20 protein-coding genes and 3 pseudogenes are annotated in these 19282 nt (G+C 45.4%); 11 read left to right on the forward strand and 12 right to left on the reverse strand.

The genetic code is table 11. The features are described 5' to 3' along the window. Positions 1-45: 45 nt before the first annotated feature. Positions 46-1587: a long-chain-fatty-acid--CoA ligase LcfB gene (lcfB, locus tag M1D98_RS05460; protein WP_121642259.1), complete on the forward strand. Its 1542-nt coding sequence runs from the start codon at positions 46-48 to the stop codon at positions 1585-1587. Between the two features lie 39 nt (positions 1588-1626). Here lcfB and M1D98_RS05465 read toward each other — a convergent pair whose 3' ends face one another. Further along, complete coding sequence (locus M1D98_RS05465; RefSeq protein ID WP_121642260.1) at positions 1627-2022, reverse strand: hypothetical protein; 396 nt, start codon at positions 2020-2022, stop codon at positions 1627-1629. 145 nt (positions 2023-2167) lie between these two features. Between M1D98_RS05465 and M1D98_RS05470 the strand changes: the two genes are divergently transcribed. Then, complete coding sequence (locus M1D98_RS05470) at positions 2168-3445, forward strand: M48 family metallopeptidase (protein WP_121642261.1); 1278 nt, start codon at positions 2168-2170, stop codon at positions 3443-3445. Between the two features lie 38 nt (positions 3446-3483). On the opposite strand, the gene M1D98_RS05475 is transcribed toward M1D98_RS05470, so the two are convergent. Continuing rightward, positions 3484-4629, reverse strand: coding sequence for a S8 family peptidase (locus tag M1D98_RS05475; protein ID WP_010329279.1), 1146 nt, complete (start codon positions 4627-4629; stop codon positions 3484-3486). 440 nt (positions 4630-5069) lie between these two features. On the opposite strand from M1D98_RS05475, the pseudogene M1D98_RS05480 reads away from it, so the two are divergent. The 3 genes and pseudogenes from M1D98_RS05480 to M1D98_RS05490 all read left to right on the forward strand — a co-directional run bounded on the left by M1D98_RS05480 (position 5070) and on the right by M1D98_RS05490 (position 7805). Continuing rightward, a pseudogene (locus M1D98_RS05480) lies at positions 5070-5524 on the forward strand (N-acetyltransferase family protein). Between the two features lie 71 nt (positions 5525-5595). Further along, on the forward strand, positions 5596-6588 hold the full coding sequence (locus tag M1D98_RS05485; RefSeq protein ID WP_268524410.1) for an NADPH:quinone oxidoreductase family protein: 993 nt from the start codon (positions 5596-5598) through the stop codon (positions 6586-6588). A gap of 260 nt (positions 6589-6848) precedes the next feature. Next, on the forward strand, positions 6849-7805 hold the full coding sequence (locus M1D98_RS05490; protein ID WP_456280076.1) for an ABC transporter substrate-binding protein: 957 nt from the start codon (positions 6849-6851) through the stop codon (positions 7803-7805). 32 nt (positions 7806-7837) lie between these two features. Here the strand turns inward: M1D98_RS05490 and phoE are convergent, their stop codons facing one another. From phoE to M1D98_RS05510, 4 genes and pseudogenes are all read right to left on the reverse strand, one after another. Continuing rightward, positions 7838-8419 carry a phosphatase PhoE gene (phoE, locus tag M1D98_RS05495; RefSeq protein ID WP_121642264.1) on the reverse strand — a complete coding sequence of 194 codons (582 nt, stop codon included), beginning with the start codon at positions 8417-8419 and terminating at the stop codon, positions 7838-7840. A 185-nt stretch (positions 8420-8604) separates the two neighbouring features. Then, entirely contained in the window at positions 8605-9120 is a 516-nt protein-coding gene (locus M1D98_RS05500) for a methyl-accepting chemotaxis protein (RefSeq protein ID WP_371864110.1), read from the reverse strand. 288 nt (positions 9121-9408) lie between these two features. Then, positions 9409-9786 (reverse strand): annotated as a pseudogene (locus M1D98_RS05505) (protoglobin domain-containing protein); the annotation flags it as partial. A 254-nt stretch (positions 9787-10040) separates the two neighbouring features. Then, entirely contained in the window at positions 10041-11570 is a 1530-nt protein-coding gene (locus M1D98_RS05510) for an FAD-dependent oxidoreductase (RefSeq protein ID WP_121642265.1), read from the reverse strand. 111 nt (positions 11571-11681) lie between these two features. Between M1D98_RS05510 and M1D98_RS05515 the strand changes: the two genes are divergently transcribed. Then, positions 11682-12539 (forward strand): SDR family oxidoreductase, encoded by an 858-nt coding sequence (locus tag M1D98_RS05515; protein ID WP_010329285.1) that lies wholly within the window; start codon positions 11682-11684, stop codon positions 12537-12539. Between the two features lie 27 nt (positions 12540-12566). Here the strand turns inward: M1D98_RS05515 and M1D98_RS05520 are convergent, their stop codons facing one another. Continuing rightward, a complete protein-coding gene (locus M1D98_RS05520) occupies positions 12567-12800 on the reverse strand; it encodes an IDEAL domain-containing protein (RefSeq protein WP_039073470.1) in 234 nt (77 codons plus the stop codon). A gap of 292 nt (positions 12801-13092) precedes the next feature. Here M1D98_RS05520 and comK point away from each other — a divergent pair, with 292 nt between their 5' ends. Further along, entirely contained in the window at positions 13093-13671 is a 579-nt protein-coding gene (comK, locus tag M1D98_RS05525) for a competence transcription factor ComK (RefSeq protein ID WP_010329287.1), read from the forward strand. A gap of 48 nt (positions 13672-13719) precedes the next feature. Here comK and M1D98_RS05530 read toward each other — a convergent pair whose 3' ends face one another. Further along, positions 13720-14619 (reverse strand): SDR family oxidoreductase, encoded by a 900-nt coding sequence (locus M1D98_RS05530; protein ID WP_456280077.1) that lies wholly within the window; start codon positions 14617-14619, stop codon positions 13720-13722. Between the two features lie 205 nt (positions 14620-14824). Here M1D98_RS05530 and M1D98_RS05535 point away from each other — a divergent pair, with 205 nt between their 5' ends. Further along, positions 14825-15094: an excalibur calcium-binding domain-containing protein gene (locus tag M1D98_RS05535; protein ID WP_268558761.1), complete on the forward strand. Its 270-nt coding sequence runs from the start codon at positions 14825-14827 to the stop codon at positions 15092-15094. 46 nt (positions 15095-15140) lie between these two features. Here the strand turns inward: M1D98_RS05535 and M1D98_RS05540 are convergent, their stop codons facing one another. The 3 genes from M1D98_RS05540 to M1D98_RS05550 all read right to left on the reverse strand — a co-directional run bounded on the left by M1D98_RS05540 (position 15141) and on the right by M1D98_RS05550 (position 17392). Beyond that, positions 15141-16610, reverse strand: a complete 1470-nt coding sequence (locus tag M1D98_RS05540) for a sodium:solute symporter family transporter (protein WP_435576786.1) — start codon at positions 16608-16610, stop codon at positions 15141-15143. Beyond that, a complete protein-coding gene (locus tag M1D98_RS05545) occupies positions 16607-16807 on the reverse strand; it encodes a DUF3311 domain-containing protein (RefSeq protein WP_121642268.1) in 201 nt (66 codons plus the stop codon). The genes M1D98_RS05540 and M1D98_RS05545 overlap by 4 nt, the downstream gene beginning before the upstream one ends. Before the next feature lie 222 nt (positions 16808-17029). Continuing rightward, positions 17030-17392 carry a hypothetical protein gene (locus M1D98_RS05550; RefSeq protein WP_010329292.1) on the reverse strand — a complete coding sequence of 121 codons (363 nt, stop codon included), beginning with the start codon at positions 17390-17392 and terminating at the stop codon, positions 17030-17032. Between the two features lie 151 nt (positions 17393-17543). Here M1D98_RS05550 and M1D98_RS05555 point away from each other — a divergent pair, with 151 nt between their 5' ends. The 3 genes and pseudogenes from M1D98_RS05555 to M1D98_RS05565 form a co-directional block, all read left to right on the forward strand. Next, positions 17544-18167 (forward strand): TVP38/TMEM64 family protein, encoded by a 624-nt coding sequence (locus M1D98_RS05555; protein ID WP_082022488.1) that lies wholly within the window; start codon positions 17544-17546, stop codon positions 18165-18167. 1 nt (position 18168) lies between these two features. Then, positions 18169-18675 (forward strand): signal peptidase I, encoded by a 507-nt coding sequence (gene lepB, locus M1D98_RS05560; RefSeq protein ID WP_010329294.1) that lies wholly within the window; start codon positions 18169-18171, stop codon positions 18673-18675. Between the two features lie 75 nt (positions 18676-18750). Next, positions 18751-19050 (forward strand): annotated as a pseudogene (locus M1D98_RS05565) (MarR family transcriptional regulator); the annotation flags it as partial. A 28-nt stretch (positions 19051-19078) separates the two neighbouring features. On the opposite strand, the gene M1D98_RS05570 reads toward M1D98_RS05565, so the two are convergent. Then, entirely contained in the window at positions 19079-19249 is a 171-nt protein-coding gene (locus M1D98_RS05570; protein ID WP_010329295.1) for a hypothetical protein, read from the reverse strand. Positions 19250-19282: the final 33 nt, after the last annotated feature.

Here is a 19282-nt window from a genome sequence, read left to right on the forward strand (position 1 = left end):
TCTTCAATAATGAATGACTGCTCATTCACTTTAAGGGGTGGGAGAATGAATCTCGTTTCGAAATTGGAAGAGACAGCATCTAAGAAGCCCGACAGCATCGCATGCAGGTTTAAGGATCGTATGATGACGTATCAGGAGCTGAATGAAAGCATTCAGAGATTTGCGGACGGCCTTCAGGAAGCCGGTATGGAGAAAGGGGACCACCTTGCTTTGCTGCTTGGCAATTCGCCGGATTTTATCATCGCGTTTTTTGGTGCGTTAAAGGCCGGGATCGTGGCCGTGCCCATCAATCCGATGTACACGCCGACAGAAATCGGTTATATGCTGACAAATGGCGATGTAAAAGCGATCGTGGGTGTAGATCAGCTTTTGCCGCTGTATGAAAGCATGCATGAATCGCTGCCGAAGGTGGAGCTCGTCATTTTATGCCAAACGGGAGAGTCCGAGCCGGAAGCTTCAGACCCAGAGGTCAGAATGAAAATGACAACGTTTGCAAAAATAGCGCGTCCGACATTTGCCGCTAAACAAAGCCCGAAGCTGGTCCCTGATGATACCGCGGTTATTTTATACACATCAGGAACAACCGGAAAACCAAAAGGCGCGATGCTGACCCATCAGAATTTGTACAGCAATGCCAACGATGTCGCCGGCTATTTGGGAATGGATGAGAAGGACAATGTCGTCTGCGCTCTTCCGATGTTCCATGTGTTTTGTTTAACGGTCTGCATGAATGCCCCGCTGATGAGCGGCGCAACAGTCCTGATTGAACCTCAATTCAGTCCGGCATCTGTATTTCAGCTTGTGAAAGAGAGGCAGGCGACCATTTTTGCCGGTGTGCCTACGATGTATAATTACTTGTTTCAGCATGAAAACGGCAAAACAGATGATTTTACTTCCATCCGGCTGTGCATTTCGGGAGGGGCTGCCATGCCAGTCGCGCTGCTGACGGCGTTTGAAGAAAAATTCGGCGTGACCATTTTGGAAGGCTACGGGCTCTCGGAAGCCTCGCCCGTCACATGCTTTAACCCGTTTGACAGAGGCAGAAAGCCGGGCTCCATCGGGACAAGTATCTTACATGTCCAAAACAAGGTTGTAGATCCACTCGGGCGCGAGCTGCCCGATCACGAGGTCGGTGAATTGATCGTAAAAGGCCCCAATGTGATGAAGGGCTATTATAAAATGCCGATGGAAACAAAGCATGCGTTAAAAGACGGGTGGCTTTATACGGGGGATTTGGCGAGACGGGATGAGGACGGCTATTTTTACATCGTTGACCGGAAAAAAGACATGATCATTGTGGGAGGATATAACGTGTATCCTCGTGAGGTGGAGGAAGTGCTGTACCGCCACCCTGATGTCAAGGAGGCTGTTGTCATCGGGGTGCCGGATCCTCAAAGCGGGGAAGCGGTAAAGGGGTATATTGTACCGAAACGTTCTGGCGTAACAGAAGCGGACATCATGCAACACTGTGAAACACATCTGGCAAAATATAAACGGCCTGCCGCCATAACGTTTCTTGACGACATTCCGAAAAACGCGACGGGGAAAATGCTCAGGCGGGCGCTAAGAGATATTTTGCCCCAATAATACGAAAAAGCGAAGCGGCGAGGCTTCGCTTTTTCATTTTCAATCCTTTGCTTCTTTTTTCACAATGTTCAGCAGCGCCTTTGTGTCTCTTTTGCTTAATTTGTAGTATGTGCCATCCTTCAAATAAACGGCTTGCTGGCTGCCGTCAACCCATAGCCTGAATGAGTCGTACCGGTCTTTATGAAACTTGATTGTCCCTTCGTAATCAGGGGTTGATGTCTTTTCTGTCTTCAGCTGTTTTCCCTGATTCATAATGTCGAGCATATCTTTGACGTTCTGCCTTTTTTCGATTTCGATATCTTCCTGGCCGCTTGAAGAGAGCGTGATCAAATCCGCGTCTACAGATTGATACACATCGCCTGACCGGCTGTAAAGATAGAAAAATGTGAGAAACACAAGGCCGATAACCACGATGGCTGCCACGATTTTTTTCATTTGCATCACTCCAAACTCTAGTTTTCCCATTGATTGGGCTTTCCATGCTTAAAAGGGAGGAAAAGTACGGCATACAGCTTGGTTCTAAGAATTTGAATTTATGATTACAATAGAAGTAACCGGTTGATGTGAGGAGTGAGGCGTTATGCGCAAGTGGATTGCGGCGGCAGGGCTTGCTTACGTGCTGTACGGACTGTTTTTTTATTGGTATTTTTTCCTGTCCGGTGATTCCGCAGTGCCGGAGGCCGTGAAAGGGACGCAGGCTGATCCGGCTTCTTTCATGAAGCCGTCTGAATTGGCAGTGGCCGAGCAGTATTCGAATGTAAAACATTTTTTGTTTTTTATCGGGATTCCTCTTGATTGGTTTCTGTTCTTTGTATTGCTGGTCAGCGGCGCTTCCAAGAAAATCAAAGGATGGATGGAAGCCGCCGTGCCTTTTCGTTTTTTGCAGATCATTGGTTTTGTGTTTGTGCTTTCGCTGATCACAACGTTGGTGACGCTGCCTTTAGATTGGATCGGCTATCAAGTATCACTTGACTACGACATTTCCACGCAGGCAGCGGCCAGCTGGGCTAAGGATCAGGTCATAGACTTTTGGATCAGCTTTCCGATCTTTACACTTTGCGTTCTCGCTTTTTATTGGCTGATTAAAAGGCATGAAAAAAAATGGTGGTTATATGCTTGGCTGTTAACTGTGCCGTTTTCGCTGTTTCTGTTTTTTATTCAGCCGGTCATTATCGATCCTTTATATAATGATTTTTATCCGCTGAAAAACAAAGAGCTTGAAAGCAAAATTTTAGAGCTGGCAGAAGAAGCCGAGATTCCGGCTGATCATGTATATGAAGTGAATATGTCTGAAAAAACAAATGCGCTTAATGCCTATGTCACAGGAATCGGAGCCAACAAACGGATTGTATTGTGGGATACGACGCTGAACAAGCTTGATGATTCAGAAATTCTCTTTATTATGGCTCACGAAATGGGCCATTATGTCATGAAGCACGTCTATATCGGACTGGCTGGCTATTTGCTCGTGTCGCTCGCTGGATTTTATGTCATTGATAAGCTTTATAAGCGGATGGTCCGCTTAACCCGCAGCATGTTTCATGTAGAGGGACGGCATGACCTTGCAGCGCTGCCGCTGTTATTGCTTTTGGTGTCTGTGTTGAGCTTTGCGGTCACGCCTTTTTCTCATGCGGTCTCACGTTATCAAGAAAATCAGGCTGACCGGTATGGGATCGAGCTGACGGAGAACAGGGAAGCCGCTGTCAAAACGTTTCAGGATTTGGCCGTGACGGGACTGAGCCAGGTTGATCCACCGGTGCTTGTGAAAATGTTCAGAGGCAGCCATCCTTCAATCATGGAACGGATTCAACACGCGGAAAAAGAAGAGAATGCAAGAGAAGCGGATCATGACAAATAAAAAGAAGCAGGTATGGAGGAACCTGCTTCTTTTTGATATTATTGTGCAGCTGCTTGGACATTGATTAACCCTTTTCCATAATAGAAAGAGCTTCCAAGGTATGTTGTAGTGCTCTCTAAACGATTACGGACTTGCGTGTTTGTCCAAGTCGGGTGTTTAGAAAGAATTAACGCGGCTGCTCCGGCAACGTGAGGAGTCGCCATTGATGTTCCGTTGTAAGACCCGTAAGTGCCTCCAGGAAGTGTGCTTTGGATGGACACGCCAGGAGCCATCACATCAAGCTCAGGGCCTACGCTTGAGAATGAACCTCTTTGGTTGCTGCTGTTTACCGCACCTACTGCAATGGTAGATGGATATTTTGCAGGATAGCCGATTGTGCTTGAGCTTCCGGAAGTGCCTTCATTTCCGGCTGCAGCAACAACGACGATGCCGCTGGCTACGGCTCTATCAACGACTGATTTCAGCGCTGTAGAACCAGATGGTCCGCCAAGGCTCATATTGATCACGTCCATTTTGTTGGAAATGGCCCACTCAATGCCGTTAATAATCCAGCTGTATTGGCCGTTTCCTGTTGAATCAAGAACTTTTACTGCATATAACGATGCGTTTGGCGCTACGCCCAAAACACCGATTGAGTTATTAAGTGCGGCAACCGTACCGGCTACATGTGTGCCGTGAGAACTGCCATCTTGGTATGGGTTTGTTTCAGAAGGTACGAAGCTTGCTCCGCCTCTGACGTTTAAGTCAGGATGAGAAGAGTCAATTCCGCTGTCAATTACGGCTACTTTTACGTTAGAACCTGTGTAGCCTTGAGAGTGAAGAGCCGGCGCTTTAATTTGAGAAATGCCGTAAGGGACAGATTGCGCATATTGATGTGCAATATGGTCTTCTTCCACATATGCAACGCTCGGATCTTGTTTCAATTCTTTTACTGCTTTTGCATCCAATGTTGCTGCTGCTGCGTTAACATACTTAAACTGCTTTTGGACTTTTCCGCCTTTCTCAGAAATAACATCCTTTTTCTTGGCGGAACTCATGACACTCATTGTCTGTTTAAATCCGACAATATACTTCTTTTCTGTACTGCTTTTTCCGGCAGCCTGCGCAGACATGTTGCTGAATGCCATCGTGAAGATTAACGTGAACGCAAACAACAAGCTGATCCACAATTTTTTGTTTCTCACTCTTTACCCTCTCCTTTTGTAAAATTCAGACTAGACTTATTTAAAAGACTATTCTGTAAATTTATTGTAATAGATGCAATCATATTTTAGTAGACCTATTTTTTTGCGATGATTTTATCTCTATTTAGGTATATCATCTCTCTCCATTTCTATAGAGTCTCGAAATAACTAATTTCTTACAGAAAAGAACGAAAATAGACATGAGTAAATGTTCATTATGCTGAAATGCTATGCTTTTTCAGTTAAATGCTCCTGAGTCTTTGCAAATTCCTGTCGGAAAAATTCGTTCGTATGACCTGCATATGTTTTTGGAAGATCAATGGATATTATTGTGATATTTTTTCTGGGTATGCTGATAAAAGTATTCTGAAAAATGAACTTTGAATAACATTCTACTAAAGATAGAATGAAACGATTATAGAGAGGAAGAAAGAAATGAGTTGAACATTCGCCAAGCAAAGACATCAGATGCAGCAGCCATTTCGCCGCTGTTTAACAAGTACCGGGAATTTTATAAACAGGCGTCCGATCTGAAAGGGGCAGAGGCTTTTTTGAAAGCGTGTCTGGAAAATGATGAGCCTATTATTTTGATAGCGGAAGAAAATGGAGAATTCAATTCATAGGATTTACCCAGCTCTAGCCAACGTTTTCTTCTGTGGCTATGAAAAGCATGTACATAGTAAATGACTTATTTGTCGCTCTCCATGCGCGGACAAAGGGAGCCGGCGGGCAGCTGCTGTCTTCCGCAAAGGATTTTGCTGCGGAAAACGGGGCAAACCGTTTATCGCTTCAGACGGAACACCACAACCGGACGGCAAGGAGCTTATATGAGCAAAACGGCTATGAAGAGGAAATGGCATTTGCCCATTATCGCCTCAATGTGCCGGCGAAATGAAAATGGAAGCCTGATGATTTGGTTTTTTGAATGTTCTTCGGTTACCATATAAACGAAAAGGAGTGTGCCGAATGTCAACGTTATTTCAAGCATTGATGGCAGAGAAACATGACAATGATGTTTCAGTCCATGTGAAAACCATGTCAACAGAGGATTTGCCGAAAGACGGTGTCCTGATTAAAATTGCTTATTCCGGCATCAATTATAAAGATGGCCTGGCCGGAAAAGCAGGCGGCAATATCGTCAGAGAGTATCCGCTTATCTTGGGCATTGACGCAGCGGGTACAGTTGTCTCTTCCAATGATCCGCGTTTTGCCGAGGGGGATGAGGTAATTGCGACAAGCTATGAGCTCGGTGTCTCCCGCGATGGCGGGTTAAGTGAATATGCTTCAGTTCCTGGTGACTGGCTTGTGCCTTTACCCCGGAATCTGTCATTGAAAGAAGCGATGGTGTACGGAACGGCGGGATTTACTGCGGCATTATCGGTGCATCGGCTTGAACAGAACGGCCTGTCTCCGGAAAAAGGGAGTGTGCTAGTCACAGGGGCAACCGGCGGTGTCGGCGGAATTGCCATATCGATGCTGAACAAGCGGGGCTATGATGTGGCGGCAAGCACCGGAAACCGGGAGGCGGCTGATTATTTGAAGAAGCTCGGGGCAAGCGAAGTGATCAGCAGGGAAGATGTCTATGACGGAACGCTTAAGGCTCTGTCCAAGCAGCAATGGCAGGGAGCGGTTGATCCTGTCGGCGGGAAACAGCTTGCCTCGCTTTTAAGCAAAATCCAATATGGCGGATCTGTTGCAGTCAGCGGCTTAACGGGCGGGGGAGAAGTTCCTGCAACGGTGTATCCATTTATTCTTCGCGGGGTCAGCCTGCTCGGAATCGATTCAGTGTACTGCCCGATGGATGTCAGAGCCGCTGTGTGGGAGCGTATGTCTTCTGATCTAAAACCTGATCAGCTGCTGACCATTGTGGATAGGGAAGTATCGTTGGAAGAAGCGCCGGCTGCGCTGCATGATATTTTGCAAAACCGCATTCAAGGAAGAATCATTGTGAAGCTTTAACTGAATCAGCTTGCAGAGAAAGCTAGACTATTCTGCAAGCTTTTTTGTGTACATGATGTTCATCTGGTGTACTGCAGTTGATTTTCATCCATACCTTTTTCTCCTCTTTCAATTATTGTACTGCTACATGACAGTGAACATGGAAGCTGAACGTTCTCTCCTCAATGTAAAAAAGTTAGTGATAATGATTCTCATTGCGTGCTATACTATTACTTGGATATCTTATTCTTAGAAACTACATACAGGAGAGACTTGACTATATGAAAAGAGCACTGATTATGCTTACAGTTTTGCTTCTATTTGTTTTAACGGCGGCCTGCTCGTCAAGCGGCAATCAATACAGCAAAGGACATAACGTGGCGGTAACACACGATTTAGGAAAGACAAATGTGCCAGAGCATCCGAAGCGGGTTGTTGTTCTTGAGCTTGGTTTTATCGACACGCTTCTTGATCTTGGCATAACACCTGTCGGGGTGGCGGATGACAATAAAGCGAAGCAGTTGATTAACGAGGAAGTCCTGAAGAATATAGAAGGCTACACATCTGTCGGCACTCGCTCACAGCCAAGTATGGAAAAAATCGCTTCATTAAAACCCGATCTCATTATTGCCGACACGACCCGTCATAAGAAGATATACGACCAGCTGAAAAAAATAGCGCCGACGATCGCGCTTGACAATTTAAACGCTGATTACCAAGATACCATTGACGTTTCACTTACGATTGCAAAAGCGGTCGGCAAGGAAAAGGAAATGGAGAAAAAGCTGACGGTGCATGAGGAGAAACTGAATGAGACAAAACGGGAAATCAGTGCTAAAGGCGAGACCGTGCTTTTAATTGGAAATACGAACGATACGATAATGGCCAGAGATGAAAATTTCTTTACATCCAGACTTTTAACACAGGTCGGCTATCAATATGCGATCAGCACGTCAGATAACAATGAATCTAGCAATGGCGGCGATTCAGTGAATATGAAAATGACACTTGAGCAGCTGCTGAAGACAGATCCGGATGTCATCATTTTGATGACAGGAAAAACAGATGACATTGACGCAGACGGCAAACGCCCGATCGAAAAGAATGTGCTTTGGAAGAAGCTGAAGGCAGTGAAAAACGGCCATGTGTACCACGTGGACCGCGCCGTGTGGTCTTTGCGCCGCAGTGTGGACGGAGCGGATGCCATTTTGGATGAGCTTCAGCATGAGATGCGATAAAAGGAAAAGACAGGCGCCGGCCTGTCTTTTTCTTATTTGATAAAGCCGGATAAGTGGCTGTTGATGTTATAGTCTTTAATCCGCCATTTCTCTTCTGCAAATTCAATGTTGCTGAGGCAGGCGTTGACGAGGCGCGTGCTCCGCAGCTCGGGATCACCGCCGGATATTTCCGTCAGAAGTGCGTGAATCGCTGCGCCGTGCGCGACGATTAACACCTTTTGGTTTGGATACGCGTGATTTACTTTGACCAAACCGCCCATCAGCCTGTCAGTGAGTTCTTCTAATGTTTCCATATTCGGATAGATGTTGTCCGGATAGCGCCTTTTCCGTTCTTCCAGCAGCATGCCCTCCGCGTCGCCGTAATCGCGCTCTTTAAAATCATCCATTTCGACAATCGGAAGATGCAGATATTCATTAATGATTTCCGCAGTTCTTTTCGCTCTTTTCAGTGGGCTCGTCACGATGACATCCCACGAAAAATTTTTGACATATTCTCCGGTTTCTTTTGCTTGGCGTTCACCTGTCGCATTCAACGGGATATCGGTTTTGCCTTGGCATTTTTGCTGCAGGTTCCAATCGGTTTCTCCATGTCTTACTAAGCAAACGGCTGTCATAAAATCCCCTTCCTGACTTTGGTCATATCGCTATTATACTAAATCAAAAGCGCTCATCCTAGAAAAAGCCTATGCCATCATGATACACCATAAAGCAAGACCGATTCCGTCGCGGTGGCCGCAACAGCAGACAAAGATGTGGTTTATAGAAAAAAACCGGCTGCGCGGCAGACCGGTTTTGATGTTTATTCTTCTGTCAGGATAACAAGAGAATCAACAGAGGCGGCCACGTGAGAAACGGCGCGGCTGACTTCCTGAAGCCCTCCGAGAAAGGCCTGCAAATCGACGTCGATTTTGCCTGATTGCTCTTTGCTGACTTTCATGCTGTGGACGATTTCATCGAATAAGCGGTTAATTTGCGTCATTTTTTCTTTGCTCTCGCTGACCAGCCCATTCACGTCTTTGATATGTTTTGAGACGATGTTGATCTGTGTATTCGTATTGTTCACGAGCTCAGACACGGTCGAGACGGTTTTTTTCGTGTCCTCAGAAAGTTTCCGCACTTCATTAGCCACTACGGCGAAGCCTTTGCCGTGTTCACCGGCGCGGGCGGATTCAATCGAAGCATTGAGCGAGAGAAGGTTTGTTTGTTCAGCAATGCCTGTGACGATGCCGAAGATTTTTTCAATTTGCTGTGCGATTTCATCGAGCTTCACCATTTCTTTTTCGATTTGGACAAGGCTCGTGTCAATTTTGTTCATCTGTTTTTGCTGGGTTTCAAGCTCTTTTTTTCCGCCGATCGACTTTTCTTCAACGGTGCTGGATGTCACTGTACCTGCTTTGGATGCTTCAGAAATGCCTTCAGATTTATCCACAAGCTCTTGAACAGATCTGCTCGTTTCTGAAAACAGATTTGCAATCGATCCAGAGGTTTCTTGAATTTTTTGATGCAGAAGGTTTGTCTTTTCTTCTTGTTCATCTCGGGTTTGGTTATACTCGCTTTGAAACGCTTCAAGAACAAGCTGCTGTTCCAAGTTCAAGATTTTGGTTGTCGCTTTAATCGCTTTCAGCAGTTCTTGGTGGTTTGTAATAGACGCTTCATAAATGTTAATCATTGACAGAAGTAGTTCTTGAAAGGCACCCATATACCATTTCGGCTGAAGGCCGATTCTTAAATGAATGGAGGCGATTCGGTTTCGCTTTTCAATGAATTCATCATCGATTACGCCTGCAAACATTTCCTGAATATGCCGTTTTAGCGTTTGTTTTAAGCGGTCAACTGAGCTGTGGTCTTGAATGATGTCCATTAAAGAGCTTTCGTGGTCAAGGTTTTTATAAAACGCATCGACGATGTATGCGATGTTTTCTTGGATTAATGGCTGAAGCTGCTCTAAAACATGAAGCTCGGCATCTCCTAATCTGACCATGTTGAGCTGTTTTTTGACATCCGCATGTTTGTTTGTGAGCTGAACGCGGTTTTTTTGCTGTCCGTTTGACTCAGAAAAATAAGCTGTTTCTTGTTTTCTCTCTTTTTTAAATAACAATACAATGATCCCCCTTGGGAAAATATAATTTTCATTTTTTGGCTTTTTAAGCCTTTTTCTTTTTTATCGGCCAAGAGAAACATGAATGAAGATGCAAATGAAAAATATTTAAAAAACCGTTCACTAAAATGAACGGTTTAATCAAGGTCTATTTGTTTTAATGGTTTGATGGCTGGACCTTCAACAATTTCTCCTGTTGGCTTAAAGCGCGATCCATGGCACGGACAATCCCATGTATGCTCGCCGTCGTTCCACTCGACCTCACAGCCTAAATGGGTGCACGTCGTATCGACGAGATGGAGGCAGCCTGTTTCATCTCTGAATGCCCCTGCGCGTCTGCCGTTGATGGTGACGGCTTTTCCTTCACCCGGCGCGATCTCTTCAAACTGGACGTCAGGCTTTTCGAGCTTTCCTTTAATAAAATGCTTGGCGACATCGGCATTATAAGAGATCACTTTCTGCAGTCCGGGGTTTAGGTGGAAACGGGACGGCGTGAAAATGCTTTCGTATGGATTGTCTTTTTTCTCCACAAGGTCTGACAATAGAGTGGCCGCAACACCTGATGACGTCATGCCCCATTTTTTGAACCCGGTCGCTACAAGAATATTGTCCTCATGTTCCGACATCGGCCCGATAAACGGTATTTTGTCGATTGTCACAAGATCCTGGGTGGACCAATAATAAGGGATGCTTTCGATGCCGATCGTGCTTTCTGCCGCTTTTCTCAGTGATTCGTAATGTGCCGACATGTCTTTTCCCTGGCCGGTTTTATGGCCTTCTCCGCTGAAGAGAATCAGTTTTTCTCCGTTTACAAGGGTATAGCGGAGCGCCACTGACGGCTGATCGATACTCAAATACATGCCCTCGGGATAGTCGATCTTCGGCTTGATGGCGAGGACATAGGATCTGTCAGCGTACATTCTCGCAGAATATAATCCGCCTCCGTCATAAAATGGGAAGTGGGAACAGCATATGACAAAGCGGCTCTTAATGGCGTGCCTGCTTTTGGTTACCACTTCAGGCCTTTCGCCTTTTTTGACATCAAGCGCAACGGTTTCTTCATAAATCCGTCCGCCTTTTTGAACGATCTGCTCCAGAAGCGCTTTTAAGTATTGCAGCGGATGAAATTGGGCTTGATTCTTCATGACAAGCGCCAGCTTAGAACCTAAAGGAATCGGAAGGTCCTTGATAAGGTCTCTTTCAATGCCAAGCTTTGTGTACGCCTCATGTTCAGTGCGGATTTTTTTCACAGCGTTTTCTTTTGCTGTGTAAAGGTATGCATCTTGTTCAGTCCATTCGCAATCAATTTGATGTTCATCCACAATGCCTTTTATGTAATCTATTGCGTTTTGATTGGCTTCATAATAAAGCCTTGCATGATTCAATCCGAAATTGCGGATAAACTCATCATATATCATGTCATGCTGGGCGGTAATTTTAGCGGTTGTATGGGCAGTGGTGCCGTTGAGAACCTGATTGGCTTCAATCAATACGACACGGAAGCCTCTCTTCGTGAGTTCATACGCCGTTGTGATTCCCGTAATCCCGCCTCCGATAATAGTGACGTCACATTCCGTATCCTCTTGAAGCGCCGGAAAAGAAGGCAGGTCAGTTGATGTTTTCCAGTATGTTTCAGGTGCTTCTTTTGCAAAATATGGATTAGACAAGCCATGATACCTCCAATCTGATTTATTCTTAATTTTTCCATATTCTATCTTTTCATACATAGGAAGCAGGCATTGTTCATAACATAATAGGGTTGAAAAGGAGTGATTTCATTGGCGAATCAAAAAAAGAAAACATTGCCGCCTCAGCACCAGAACCAGCAGCCGGGCTTAGAATATCTTATGGATCCGCGTCCGGTTTTTGATAAGCCGAAGAAAGCGAGAAAATTAGAGGGCAAAACCGCTATCATAACCGGAGGAGACAGCGGAATCGGACGCGCTGTATCGGTGCTATTCGCAAAAGAAGGGGCTAATGTGGTCATTGTATATTTGAATGAGCACCAGGACGCCGAGGAAACAAAGCAGTATGTTGAAAAGGAAGGGGTAAAATGCCTGCTGATTGCGGGAGATATCGGGGATGAAGCGTTTTGCAATGATGTGGTCATGCAGGCAAGCCAAGCGTTTCCATCGATTGATATATTGGTCAACAATGCAGCTGAGCAGCATGTCCAGCCCGGCATTGAAAAAATCACTAGCCACCAGCTGGTCAGAACCTTCCAAACGAACATTTTCTCTATGTTTTACTTAACAAAGGCGGTGCTGCCTCATTTGAAAAAGGGAAGTTCTATCATTAATACCGCTTCAATTACCGCTTATAAAGGCAATAAAAAGCTGATCGATTATTCAGCGACTAAAGGCGCGATCGTTACCTTTACAAGGTCCCTTTCCCAGTCGCTTGTTCAGCAGGGCATACGAGTCAATGCAGTAGCGCCGGGCCCTATTTGGACACCGCTTATCCCCGCCAGCTTTTCCGCAAAGGAAGTGGAAGTGTTTGGTTCAGACGTGCCGATGGAACGCCCGGGACAGCCGGTGGAAGTGGCGCCAAGCTATTTATACCTTGCCAGTGACGATTCCACCTATGTGACGGGACAGACGATTCACGTCAATGGCGGAACAATTGTGAATGGGTAATAAAAAGCCAATCCCGTGAGGATTGGCTTATTCGCTCTGCTTGAGCGCTGCATATTCTTTAGAGAGCGTAAGGAACGCATCTTTATCTTTTTCGTCCAAGGCTTTGTTGATTTGGTCCGTCAGCATAGCCAGCCGACGCTTATATAAGGATTCATCAAGCACCATTTGAATATAGACATCCGCCATTGTGACATCAAATTCTTTTGTTTTTTGCGTGTTGCGGGACTTCATGAGCTCAGTGTACGATTTTTTCTCTTTCATAAAGAATCCCCCCAATGCCTTTTTTATAGTATATGGATAACGGTCGAAAAAATCAATAAATTTTTATAATTTTTAGACAACTAATGCTTGGCAATCTATCGACATATCCTGCAAAATGCCGTCAATCGGTAGATCTTACACATGTAAAATCGGTTTATTACTAGTCGTTTAGTACTAATAAATATCATTAAAAGATGATTTTAGCTTATTTGGTAAAAAAAACTGTCGTTTTATAAAAACAGATGATAGATTATTAGTATAAATTTTGCAGAAAAAGGATGGAGGCCATAATATGAGTCAGAAAACAGACGCACCTTTAGAATCGTATGAAGTGAACGGCGCAACAATTGCTGTGCTGCCAGAAGAAGTCGACGGCAAAATCTGTTCCAAAATTATTGAAAAAGACTGCGTGTTTTACGTCAGCATGAAACCGCTGCAAATTGTCGACAGAAGCTGCCGGTTTTTTGGATCAAGCTATGCGGGAAGAAAAGCTGGAACTTATGAAGTAACAAAAATTTCACACAAACCGCCGATCATGGTCGACCCTTCGAACCAAATCTTTTTATTCCCTACACTTTCTTCGACAAGACCCCAATGCGGCTGGATTTCCCATGTGCATGTGAAAGAATTCAAACCGACTGAATTCGACGATACGGAAGTGACGTTTTCGAACGGGAAAACGATGGAGCTGCCGATCTCCTGTAATTCGTTCGAGAACCAGGTGTACCGGACAGCATGGCTCAGAACCAAATTCCAAGACAGAGTCGAACACCGCGTGCCGAAACGGCAGGAATTTATGCTGTACCCGAAGGAAGAGCGGACGAAGATGATTTATGATTTTATTTTGCGGGAGTTGGGGGAGCGGTATTAGAAAATAGAAAGGAGCTGGCCGATAAGGGCAGCTCCTTCTCTACCTGCTTTAGGCTGTCGGAATTCCTCCGGTGATGCCATATACCTGAGATGTCACATAACTTGCATTCTCTGAAGCTAAGAATACATAAACATTGGCCAATTCCACTGGCTGCCCAGCGCGATTTAATGGGGTTGGGGGCGTCCCTTGGCCAAATTTCGGAATGTTTTCCGTCGGCTGTCCGCCGGAAATTTGCAGCGGCGTCCAAATTGGGCCAGGCGCTACTGAATTCACTCTGATGCCCCTTGAAGCCAGCTGTTTTCCCAGGCCGACTGTAAAGCCGATAATGGCGTTTTTCGTTGCAGCGTAATCCAACAGCATCGGGCTCGGGTTGTAGCCCTCAACTGAGGTGGTCGTAATAATGGATGCGCCCTCCGGCAACAACGGAAGCGCCGCTTTTACAACCCAGTAAAGGGAAAAGACGTTCACTTCAAATGTTTTATACATTTGTTCAGTAGGCAGATCTTCGATGTTTTCGACGGCTTGCTGTTTGCCGGCAACCAGCGCTAACACATCCAGACCGCCGAGTTCCTGATGCGCCTGTTTGACTAAATCCTGGCAGAAGGATTCGTCGCTCAAGTCTCCGGGAATCAGCACTGCTTTTCGGCCTTCTGCTTCTATTAGTTCTTTCACTTCTTCAGCATCAGGCTGTTCCACGGGTAAATAGTTAATGGCCACATCGGCGCCTTCCCGGGCATATGCAATCGCGGCAGCCCGGCCGATACCGGAATCGCCTCCGGTGACAAGCGCTTTTCGTCCGGTTAGTTTACCCGATCCTTTGTAGCTTTTTTCTCCGCAATCAGGCACGGGCTTCATGTTCTGCTGCAGGCCGGGCGGCTCTTGATATTGTTCAGGGAATTCATCATGAAAAAATGCTGTTGAAGGATTGCTAAGATTTGAATCAGACATCATCAACACTCCTTTTTTTGTTTGGTGTACATTCGTATGTGTACCCCTGAGCATTTTCAGAAAAACATGTTTTGGCAGTTTGACGTGAAAGGCTTGAAAAAACAAGCCCTTCTTCCATATTGATCTTGTCAAATAAAACCGTATGAATTATGATGAAATCCAGCTATAAAAAACTAAATATTGGATATAAGGGGAGTGTATCGTCATGAAAAAAATGGCGGCGGTTATGCTGTCACTCGGTCTCGTTTTCGGTTTTTCATGCGGAGCCGGCCATGTGGCGGAAGCCAAAACAAAGGTGAAGGTCTATAAGAATTGCAAGGAGTTAAACAAAGTATACAAAGGCGGGGTGGCCCGCTCGTCGAAGGTGAAAAATAAAGGCGGAAAAACGAAGTACAAGCCTTACGTCTCTAAGGCGCTTTATGATGCCAATAAAACGAAAGACCGCGACAAAGATTATATCGCCTGCGAACGTTAAACAAGCAAAAGCAATCTGACAGCCAGATTGCTTTTGCTTTTATTGATTATGCCGCCTGATCAGCCGCGGTGCTTTTCTCTTTTCTTGTCACAAAGCTTACTCCTGCCATGACCGCAATGTTCAGCAACAAGGCGATTATGCCGACATTTACATCTTTTGCGGCCTGCGGCAGCGCCGGAAATAAAGTGCCGATCGTCGTTTCTGTCAATGTAATATAAGAAACCGCTCCGACACCTGCAATGATGCCGGCGAAGGCTCCTTGCTTCGTCACCATATGATGCTTGAACAGGCTGAACAGCAGTGCGGGAAACAGTTGTGTGACAAGGCTGTAGCCCATCAATAGCAGTGTAACGATGGTATTTCCGCCTTTGAACGTAAAATAAACTGAAATCAGCGCGATTACCGGCACTAAAAACTTAGCAAGCGCTGATATTTGCTGTTCTGTTGTGCGGGGCGCGAACACTTTGTACACATTTTTTGCAAACAGCGTGGAGGCGGACATTAAGATCATAGACCCTGGGACAAGCGCGGTCAGCAGTCCGGCAGCGCCGATGATCCCGACAAACCAAGGGTCAAAGGTTTGCAAAGACAGTCTCAAGAGCGATAGATCTCCGTCTGCGCCTTTCAGATCAGGAACTTGCAGGATAGCCGCAAAGCCGACGAAAAGGACGAAGAGCAAGATCAGCTGGTATAGAGGCATGATGATGGCATTTTTGCGAAAGACTTTCGGGTTTTCGGCTGAATACGAAGCGGAAAACGTATGAGGCCACATATAAAACCCGAGTGCTGTCAAGAGTACGGTTGAACTGAACCACGCCGTGCTTTGCCCTGTTTCGGGAAGCGTAAGAAAGCCCGGCTTCGCTGTTTCAATCTGCTGAAACATGTCTTGAAAACCGCCGTAGTAATGAATTGGCAGATAGACACCTAAAAACAAAACGACAACCAAAATCATGATGTCTTTGACAACCGATATCCAAGCAGACCCGTGAATGCCGGATACCATAACATAAACCGTGATCGAAATGGCGCCAATCCAAATGGCGGCGGCCGGAGAGATTTTGCCGTACGATGTTTCCGATACAATCAGCCCGAGGCCTTTCAGCTGCAGCACAAGATACGGAATGAGGGCGGCGATGCCAACCAATGAAACGAGCACGCCAAGCAGCGGACTATTATATTTTTTGGTGAAAAAATCAGACTGTGACATCAGCTTATGTTGTTTCGCGTACGTCCAAACCGCCGGCAGGAGCCAATAAGAAAGGATGTAAGCCAGACAGCCGTAGGCGATGATGTAAAAGGCCGGTCCGCCTTTCCCGTAGGCCCAGCCGCTTCCGCCGAGAAATGTAAATGTGGTATAAATTTCTCCTGCCATCAATAAAAAGACGAACACGGTTCCGAAGCCGCGGCCCCCTACCGTCCACTGCTCAAGGTTCATGTCTTTCCCTTTTTGGGCGCGTATGCCGAGAAAAATGCTCAAGAGCAGGACGCCGAAAATGATGATGAGAGCTGGATTCATTCCGCTTCCCCCTTTTTATTTTCGTTGTCGAGGACATATACAAGCGCCATCAACGCAGAGGTTAAAAGAGCCCACATCACGATATAGGCAAGAATAAACGGCATGCCGAACACATAGGGAGTCACTTTATTAACAAAAGGGATGCCGAGCAAAATTCCGATAAAGGGCAAAGCGGCGAGAACGTGAATCAGTTTCATAGAATCCTCCTTCTGTTTTAGGGTGGGGTGTGCAAGCCCGAGCGTACTGAAAATGATGTCGCAAATATGGGGCGCATGTCATTTTTTGGGGTGAAAGGCTGTGGTTCGAATTATAAATAAAATCATTTTGTTTGTATAGTGTGAATTGTCTGAATTTTATTGTTGGAATTGCCCGAAAAGGGAAGGGACAGACTCGGAGGAGTGCAGAATGATTCAAAAGACTCATGGCCTGTCCGGCGCAAATAGATAAAACGTTAATAATTCGCTAACCTGTTCACGGATTCTAGGATTAAAATAACGGTGCTTTTCTTCATAACCATCAATCACAAATACATAAAGCGTAAAGGCCTCATCACGTTCCGCCTCGTGGATTGTAATGTTTCTTTTCCTCAGTTCTTTTCTAACCTCAATCAAATCCTTTTGTGCTATTTTTAATGATTCGCTGATAAGCTGTTTATAAGGAAGCTTCAATTTTAACGTGCTTTGCTCAATTCCGGCGAGATCACGATTTAAGATCGTTATAGCCATGGGCAAAAAGAGAGCCCGTTCAATGAAATCGTATATTTCCTCTTGCAGATTCGGCATGCTGACTCCTTCTTTCTGACGGGAACGTTCGTTCTTGTTTTATTCTATATCGGCTGATGAAATGTTTCAATACAGAAAAATCGCCAAAACTTTTTAGTTTTTTGCTGATAATGTGTAGAATAAGGATAGACAAACCCGGTAAGGAGTATAAATGTTGGATCATTTTTTATCCTATTTTACACAAGAAAACCTAACTGAATTATTTCAAAGCTATAGGGCTTTCGGTCCGCTCATTGCTGTGCTGCTTCCTTTAGTTGAAGCATTTCTCCCGTTTTTGCCGCTGATCGTGTTTGTGGTGGCGAATACGAACTCGTTTGGCCTATGGGAAGGATTTATCTTGTCCTGGGCCGGATCAACGGCTGGATCTATACTTGTATTTTTGATTGTCCGTCAATACGGGCAAAGAAGGTTGCTTGGATTTATCCGCAGCCATCCGTCGGTTAGAAAGCTAATGTTATGGGTGGAGAGGCACGGATTCGGCCCTATGTTTCTTCTGCTTTGTTTTCCATTTACACCGTCAGCCGCGGTGAATGTTGTTGCCGGTTTGTCAAGGATCGGAACGTGGCCGTTTATTTTAGCGGCAGCCTCGGGGAAGCTTGTCATGATTTTTATGATCAGCTTTATCGGATATGATCTGCACGCGCTGATCACACAGCCGATTCGAACGGTCATTGCCGTATTGGTGATCGCTGTTTTATGGTATGTCGGCAAAAAGGTAGAGCGGTATCTGCATGTGAGAGCCAGTCAGCGTGAGCATGATGGAGGGAGACAGTAACGTGAAAAAACGGTTTTGGTTTCTTGCCGGTGTAGTGTCCGTCGTTCTCGCGATTCAGGTGAAAAATGCAGTCTTTATTGATTACAAGGTGGAAGGCGTCAGTATGAACCCGACCTTTCAGGAAGGGAACGAGCTGTTGGTCAATAAATTCTCGCACCGATTTAAAACCATCCATCGTTTTGATATCGTCCTTTTTAAAGGCCCTGATCAAAAAGTGCTGATTAAACGGGTGATCGGCCTGCCCGGTGAATCGATTAAATATAAAGATGATCAGCTGTATGTGGACGGAAAACAGGTTGCTGAGCCATTTTTGAAGCATTTGAAATCTGTTTCTGCCGGAAGCCATGTAACGGGTGATTTTACGTTGAAAGATGTGACAGGAACAAGCAAGGTGCCGAAAGGACAATATTTTGTCGTTGGAGATAATCGCATATACAGCTTCGACAGCCGGCACTTTGGGCCGATTAGAGAAAAAAAGATTGTCGGTGTGATTTCCGATGATGAATAACGAAGACGCCAATTGAAGAGGCGTCTTTTTTTGTTTCTGGTTTGGATAAAAGTGTTGAGAAAAAATCTAGAATGAACAACAAAAGCAACAGTATCGCGCATCAGCACAAAATTACTCGGCGCAGGCTTCCTTCACAGGACACAGCTCAGCGATAATAAAAAGGAGGTCTACTTCCGTTTGACGCCGGCCGGGAAAAAACTGCATGGGCTGCACAAATATTATCATCAGAAGGTCGAACAGCGTTTTCTGTCATTTTTTGAGCGGTACACAGAGGAGGAAATTTTGTTTGCGGAACGGCTGTTGAGGGATTTGGTGACAAAGTGGTATCCGTCTTCGGAAGAAATAGAGGGGGGTATACACGGCGTTTTTGAATAAAAAAACACGCACAGGGCGCGTGTTTTTTTCACGTTTCTTCTTTCTTTTTCAAGATTGTCAGGTAAATCAAATTTCCTCCGGCTAAAATGATAAGCGGCAGTCCAGGGGAGCCGGATGTCACCACATTATAAATCAGCCAGATTGCTAAACATATTCCATAATATAAGTGCATTGCCTTCTCGGGATTGTTGCGCAGCAAAAAAGTCACTCCTTCCCCATTAAAGTGTAGCAT

It is taken from the genome of Bacillus sp. K7, from assembly GCF_053903245.1.